The sequence below is a fragment of the Chroococcidiopsis sp. CCALA 051 genome (assembly GCF_003015105.1).
In the GTDB taxonomy this organism is placed as follows: domain Bacteria; phylum Cyanobacteriota; class Cyanobacteriia; order Cyanobacteriales; family Chroococcidiopsidaceae; genus Chroococcidiopsis; species Chroococcidiopsis thermalis.
In genome coordinates, this window is sequence record NZ_PYCI01000089.1 from 22,005 (window position 1) to 28,495 (window position 6,491).

7 protein-coding genes are annotated in these 6,491 nt (G+C 44.1%); all 7 read left to right on the forward strand.

Translation table 11 applies throughout. From position 1 onward, the window contains the following. The 7 genes from C7Y66_RS20025 (at position 1) to C7Y66_RS20060 (ending at position 6,195) form a co-directional block, all read left to right on the forward strand. Positions 1–1,185: a ScyD/ScyE family protein gene (locus tag C7Y66_RS20025; RefSeq protein ID WP_106546940.1), complete on the forward strand. Its 1,185-nt coding sequence runs from the start codon at positions 1–3 to the stop codon at positions 1,183–1,185. Continuing rightward, positions 1,182–1,799: an ACP phosphodiesterase gene (locus C7Y66_RS20030; protein ID WP_106546941.1), complete on the forward strand. Its 618-nt coding sequence runs from the start codon at positions 1,182–1,184 to the stop codon at positions 1,797–1,799. The genes C7Y66_RS20025 and C7Y66_RS20030 overlap by 4 nt, the downstream gene beginning before the upstream one ends. A 20-nt stretch (positions 1,800–1,819) precedes the next feature. Next, on the forward strand, positions 1,820–2,296 hold the full coding sequence (gene sufU / locus C7Y66_RS20035; RefSeq protein ID WP_015153367.1) for a Fe-S cluster assembly sulfur transfer protein SufU: 477 nt from the start codon (positions 1,820–1,822) through the stop codon (positions 2,294–2,296). 24 nt (positions 2,297–2,320) lie between these two features. After that, on the forward strand, positions 2,321–2,842 hold the full coding sequence (locus tag C7Y66_RS20040) for a Ycf51 family protein (protein WP_106546942.1): 522 nt from the start codon (positions 2,321–2,323) through the stop codon (positions 2,840–2,842). A gap of 184 nt (positions 2,843–3,026) precedes the next feature. After that, a complete protein-coding gene (locus tag C7Y66_RS20045; protein ID WP_106546946.1) occupies positions 3,027–4,166 on the forward strand; it encodes an iron-containing alcohol dehydrogenase family protein in 1,140 nt (379 codons plus the stop codon). Further along, entirely contained in the window at positions 4,163–5,377 is a 1,215-nt protein-coding gene (locus C7Y66_RS20050) for an aspartate aminotransferase (protein ID WP_106546943.1), read from the forward strand. The genes C7Y66_RS20045 and C7Y66_RS20050 overlap by 4 nt, the downstream gene beginning before the upstream one ends. Before the next feature lie 335 nt (positions 5,378–5,712). Next, positions 5,713–6,195: a hypothetical protein gene (locus C7Y66_RS20060; protein WP_146149827.1), complete on the forward strand. Its 483-nt coding sequence runs from the start codon at positions 5,713–5,715 to the stop codon at positions 6,193–6,195. Positions 6,196–6,491 lie beyond the last annotated feature (296 nt).

The window sequence follows — 6,491 nt, forward strand, 5'->3', positions numbered from 1 at the left end:
ATGTCTTTATCTTTAACTTCTAAACTAGTTCATAGTTTTGCGCTATTAATTTCTCTCATATTTATTTTCCCAGCACAAGCAGAAGTCACAATATCGGTAGTTGCTAACGATCTTGATAATCCACGCGGGCTAAACTTTAGTTCTGATGGCAGCCTCTACGTGACAGAATCAGGTGTAGGGGGAGATGGACGTTGCATTCCTGGTCCCAGTTTGCAAGGACTTTCTTCCTGTGTTGGTAATAGTGGTGCTGTAACTAAAATTAAGGACGGTAAGCAAGAACGCTTGTTGACTGGACTACCATCCATCGCTTTAAGACCCACTAGTACTACTGCTGCTGGACCCCAAGATATAGTATTTGATGCCTATAATAATCCCTATTTACTCATTGGATATGGCGGAAACCCAGAAACTCGCGACTTTCCCGAAGGTGCGCCGAGTTGGGGACAACTTTATCAAGTTGATTTGCTTACAGGTCATTTAAAAAGTCTTGCCGATTTAGCCAAATACGAACTGGATAATAATGCTGATGGGAAGGACACATTAGATGTTAGCGGTGAAGTCGCCAGCAACCCCTATGCTTTTACAATTAAGGGTCATACCGCTTATATTGTGGATGCAGCTGCAAATGACTTGCTGAGTGTAAGTCTAAATGGTGGTAGCTTGGGTGTATTATCTGTACTTCCCACCCAGACGATAAAAGACCCAATTTTTCCTACGCCAGCGCCGGGACAAGTACTACCTCCTGAAGCGCCGCCACCAGGACAAACACCAGCGGAAATCGAAATTCAATCCGTACCGACAGGCGTGGCGGTTGGTCCCGATGATGCTTTGTATGTTAGCGAATACACGGGTTTTCCGTTCCCTGTAGGGAAAGCTAGAGTCCTGCGAGTTGCTGCTGATGGTAAAACAACAGTTTATGCCGAAGGCTTTACCCAAATTTCCGACTTAGAATTCGATCGCCAAGGTAATTTATATGTTTTACAATATGCCAATCAGCCGCAATGGACGGGTAGTGTAGATGGTGCTTTGATTCAAGTTGCCCCTGATGGTACGCGGACAACGCTTGTTAGTGGTAATGGACTAGAATCGCCAACTGCTCTTACTATTGGTCGTGATGGGGCGATATATATTTCTAATAAAGGCGATCGCCCCAAAGAAGGGCAAGTGTTACGAGTTACAAAATGAACTATTTGGCGCATCTGTTTTTAGCCGAACATACACCTGAATCGTTACTTGGAAATCTTTTAGGAGATTTTCTTCAAGGGATAAGTAAAGAACGATATTCAATCGCAATCCAGCAAGGAATAGAATTACATCGAAAAGTCGATGCATATACAGATTCGCACCCAATAGTAAAAGAAGCTAAACAACTAGTTTCTGCATCGCGAAGAAAATTTGCCGGAATTTTATTAGATGTATTTTACGATCATTTTCTCGCTCGATATTGGCAGAATTACAGTTCGGTGACGCTTGATGATTTTAGCCAAAAAGTATATGCGATCCTATCACAAAATCAATCGATTCTACCCGATCGCCTCCAACGTGCATTACCACAAATGATTCAACAAGATTGGTTAAATAAATATCAATATATTAGTGGAATAGAGGTGACGCTCAACCGGATGGCTCATCGCGTGAACAGGCAAGGAGAGATTTTAGCTAGTGGGATTGAAGAATTAACAGCTCATTATCAGGAATTAGATCGCAGTTTTCAATCCTTTTTTCCCGAATTGATAGGGTACGTCAAAACGACCCGATCGCACCTGAAATACCCTGATAGGATGGAAGTAGGTAAATAAACCCGATCGCAAACGCAATTATGACTTTGGGTAATGTCCGCGACCTGTACCAGCAGGTAATTCTAGAACACTATAAAAAACCTCGCCACAAAGGAAAAACCGATCCCGTGCATCGGTATCAACGGGGACATAATCCTTCTTGTGGAGACACGATTGAATTAACGGTGCAACTGAATGAAGCGGGCGATACGATCGCAGATGTAAAATTTGATGGTGAAGGTTGCGCGATCGCGATGGCATCGGCTGACTTAATGGCAGATGTTTTGCGCGGTAAGCCTGTCAGCGTCGCATTAGAGATGGTGCAGCGCTTTCAACGGATGATGAAAGGGGAAGATGAGTTTCCTAAAGAACAGCGCAAACTCAACGTGATGGCGGGAGTCGCTCAGTTTCCCGTGCGGATCAAATGTGCTAATCTCACCTGGCATACCCTCAAAGCAGCCTTGGAATCAACCAACGAGCAAGTGCCTGAAGGATTTATCAGTAACGAAAACGAGTAATCAATCTCACTATTTGATTTCATAATGCCAACTACAACTGATTTTCTCAATGCTTCTGGGTGGGTAGGAATAACCACCCTAGCTTTAGCGGCGATAACCGTCCTGGGTTTTCTGCTTAAATGGGGAATTAGATTTCGCCTTGTCGGGATTACGGGCTTTTTAGGCGTACTTACAGGCGGATTGTTTGCCCTTGGTTTAGTCCCATTTACCCGCACGGTTATCCCAGGCGCAGTCCGTTACTCTTTAGTATTCGATAACGGCGGGACGCAAACCGTGATTGCCGTTCCGCCTACCATTGATAGCGAGGCGCTAGAAGCAACAATGCAGCAAGCCGCCAGCGATTTATTCTCCTACGGTCGCTTAGGTAGACAGGACGATAAACTGACGATTAGAGTCAGGACAAATCTGCATCCAGAACCAGGAGTTACCAAACCCCTCTACTTGGGACAAATCGAGCGATCGCTCTCCAACCGCACTGACAATGCAATGGAAATTAAAATCGATCCCGACAGCGTAGCACAGTTGCCAGTGACCAGTGACCAGTGACCAATTACCAACTACCAACTACCAACTACCAATTACCAATTACCAATTACCAATTACCAACTACCAACTACCAACTACCAACTACCAACTACCAATTACCAATTACCAACTACCAACTACCAACTACCAACTACCAACTACCCCTCGCTTATACTATATATTCAACCACCAAACACTAGATAAAATGCTTTGTCTGTCCGTAGCCCCAGCACAGGTAATCCGCGCCCCGCAAGCTTTAGAACAAGCCGGAAGCGCGATCGCGCGTTTAGGTCATCGTCCTCTGATTGTAGGAGGCGATCGCTCTCTTGTTGCCGTCCAATCTCGCTTAAAACCTGTATTGGAAGCGCAAAAATTGAAATTTACCCAAGCAAGCTACGGTAGAGATTGTAGCGAGGCGAGTTTGGCGGCGTTAAAACAAGCAGTAGCAGTACACAAAGCCGATCTGATTATTGGTGTTGGTGGTGGTAAAGCCTTAGATGCAGCGAAATTATTGGCTTATCAGTGCGGAGAGTTACCTGTCGTCACGATTCCAACTTCAGCGGCTACCTGTGCGGCTTGGACGGCTCTTTCTAACGTCTATTCGGAAGACGGAGCATTTTTGTATGATGTGAGTCTGCCCAATTGCCCTAATTTACTCATCGTAGATTACGATTTGGTGCAAACTGCTCCCAGACATACTTTAGTCGCTGGAATTGGAGATGCGATCGCCAAGTGGTACGAAGCCTCTGTGAGTAGCGGACACTCGGAGCAAACTTTAATTATTGCTGCCGTACAGCAAGCTAGGGTACTGCGCGATATTTTATTTCAAAAATCCACTGCTGCTTTACAAGCACCAGGTAGTGAAGTTTGGCGGGAAGTAGTGGATGCTACAGTCTTACTTGCAGGAGTCATTGGTGGCTTAGGGGGCGCACAATGTCGTACTGTTGCCGCTCACGCCGTCCACAATGGTTTAACTCACTTGCCGATTCACAGCAGCATTCACGGCGAAAAAGTTAGCTACGGCATCTTAGTCCAGTTGCGGCTAGAAGAAATGGTACAGGGCAATCAACTGGCAGCTACCGCACGACAACAGTTACTTAAGTTTTATACCGAAATCGGTCTACCCCAAACTCTCGCCGACTTGGGACTGGAAAATATTACGATTACTCAACTCAAACAAGCGGCAGAAATCGCTTTAAATCCCAAATCTGACATTCATCGGCTACCCTTTAAAGTTGTGACAGAACAATTGATGGCGGCGATGGTTTCTACTACGGCTCCGGCTAACAGCAATCCCATCAACCCCATCACTACAAATCTCGTCAATGAAGAGGTAGCTCAATGAGCTTGGATTGGATTAGTCCGGCGGATCGCGTCCGGGCGCTACCACAGTATGTATTTGCTCGTTTAGATGAATTAAAAGCCAAAGCTAGAGAACAGGGGATAGATTTAATCGATTTGGGCATGGGAAACCCTGACGGAGCAGCACCCCAGCCCGTAATTGATGCGGCGATCGCCGCATTAAAAAATCCCGCCAACCACGGCTATCCCCCGTTTGAAGGTACGCGCAGCTTTCGACAGGCGATTACAAACTGGTATCATCGTCGTTATGGTGTGAATCTCGATCCCGATAGCGAAGCCTTACCGCTACTCGGTTCTAAAGAAGGATTGGGACACTTAGCGATCGCCTATATTAACCCTGGCGATGTCGTACTAGTCCCCTCACCCTCTTATCCCGTCCATTTTCGCGGTCCCATTATTGCAGGCGGAGAGATTTATAGCCTCATCCTCAAACCAGAAAATGATTGGCTGATCGATCTAGCAGCAATTCCCGATGCAGTAGCTGAAAAAGCTAAAATTCTCTACTTTAACTATCCAAGCAATCCCACCGCCGCCACAGCTCCCCGCGAATTTTTTGAAGATATTGTTGCCTTTGCCCGCAAATACGAGATTTTATTGGTGCATGACTTGTGTTATGCCGAATTAGCTTTTGATGGTTATCAACCTACCAGCTTATTAGAAATACCAGGTGCAAAAGATATCGGCGTAGAATTTCACACCATGTCAAAAACCTACAATATGGCGGGTTGGCGCGTGGGATTTGTGGTAGGAAATAGCCAAATTATTCAAGGTTTGCGGACGTTAAAAACGAATTTAGATTATGGCATTTTTGCCGCATTGCAAACAGCTGCCGAGACAGCTTTGCAGCTTCCAGATGAATATTTACATCAAGTTCAAGAACGCTATTTACGCCGCCGCGATTTCCTAATTCAAGGATTAGCCGAACTCGGTTGGAATATTCCTAAAACTAAAGCCACAATGTATTTGTGGATTCCTTGCCCAGATGGGATGGGTTCTACAGATTTTGCCTTATCAGTCTTGCAGCAAACTGGAGTTGTCGTCACCCCTGGAAATGCCTTCGGGATTGGGGGTGAAGGATACGTGCGGATTAGTTTAATTTTAGAATGCGATCGCTTGGGCGAAGCCTTACGCAGGTTTAAGCAAGCAGGAATTAGATATTCAACAGAATCACTAGAAGTTATTCATAATAAATAAATCAAAAATGTAAGGTGGGCATTGCCTACCTTACCATTTCTTCTGATACCAATTCTGTTTATTATTGCACTAGATCCGATCCCCCCTAGCCCCCCTTGATAAGGGGGGCTAGGGGGGATCTTCTGTGGCGTAGTTTTAAAGAAATGGTATGACTTCTGCGATCGATCTTTAGCTCTGTAGTGCCATTTTTTTGCCAAAGCAGTTAATCTTTCACTACTTTCCCGCATCTTTTGTTCGGCTATAATAGCAAAATTTAATAGTTCTTTAAGGTATGTTTCATCTACTAGATGAAACGGAGAATTTTGCTACGATATAATGATTCTTTTACTTGTTTAATGAAAAAATTTGTAAAATTCATTGTCTTAACAATTATTACTGTATACATAGCATGGTCGGTTTATGAATACTTTTGGTACAGTAGTCTTATTCCTGCAAAAATTGGGATAGCCTACGCCATAAATATTAGCGGTCAGAGCGGTTTGCGAGAGGGTTGTGGCACAGCTATATTTGGCATAACAAATGCAACTGCGGATGCCATTTCCCGTCAAGGAATTGATTTTTTTAGCGACGCTATCTATTCTAGAAGAAGCAAAGATCTCTACTACACCTATAGAGCGTGGAAAGAAACACCAGTTCCAAAAACATGGACTAGTGAAGGTACTTGGCCAGGTTTGGGTTGTTCGAGTGTAAGTCGTTCGCTGTTACGCCAAATCCTTCGCGCTGCTGCTAAAAAAGGAAGCTACTACTCCACCAAAGATGAAGCATGGATTATTGTGATTCCAAGCCTTAAATTGGTAGTCTTTTCTTATTTTGGCTAGTTTCGCTAATCCAAATGCTATGTTTATACAGGAATCCGGTTTGATTATTGAAAAAATCTCAGGATGGGTAGGGTGTATTATGCAAGCGCATAACGCACCAAGAACTGAGAGTGATGCGTTACGCCAAAGGCTAACGCATCCTACGTAGATTTCAAAAATTAAATAGGCATCCTATAGAATATATTATGAGTAGAGATGATTTTCAATAAAATTCAATTTTCTACAAAAAAAATAAGGTGGGCATTGCCCACCCTACTGTCTAATTTTTAATCAGAGATTGCTAATCAAGAATAAGC

Excerpts from the sequence above, each read along its gene's own strand:
- C7Y66_RS20025 (WP_106546940.1), top strand. The coding sequence starts at position 1 with ATGTCTTTATCTTTAACTTCTAAACTAGTTCATAGTTTTGCGCTATTA.
- C7Y66_RS20030 (WP_106546941.1), top strand. The coding sequence starts at position 1,182 with ATGAACTATTTGGCGCATCTGTTTTTAGCCGAACATACACCTGAATCG.
- sufU (WP_015153367.1), top strand. The coding sequence starts at position 1,820 with ATGACTTTGGGTAATGTCCGCGACCTGTACCAGCAGGTAATTCTAGAA.
- C7Y66_RS20040 (WP_106546942.1), top strand. The coding sequence starts at position 2,321 with ATGCCAACTACAACTGATTTTCTCAATGCTTCTGGGTGGGTAGGAATA.
- C7Y66_RS20045 (WP_106546946.1), top strand. The coding sequence starts at position 3,027 with ATGCTTTGTCTGTCCGTAGCCCCAGCACAGGTAATCCGCGCCCCGCAA.
- C7Y66_RS20050 (WP_106546943.1), top strand. The coding sequence starts at position 4,163 with ATGAGCTTGGATTGGATTAGTCCGGCGGATCGCGTCCGGGCGCTACCA.
- C7Y66_RS20060 (WP_146149827.1), top strand. The coding sequence starts at position 5,713 with ATGAAAAAATTTGTAAAATTCATTGTCTTAACAATTATTACTGTATAC.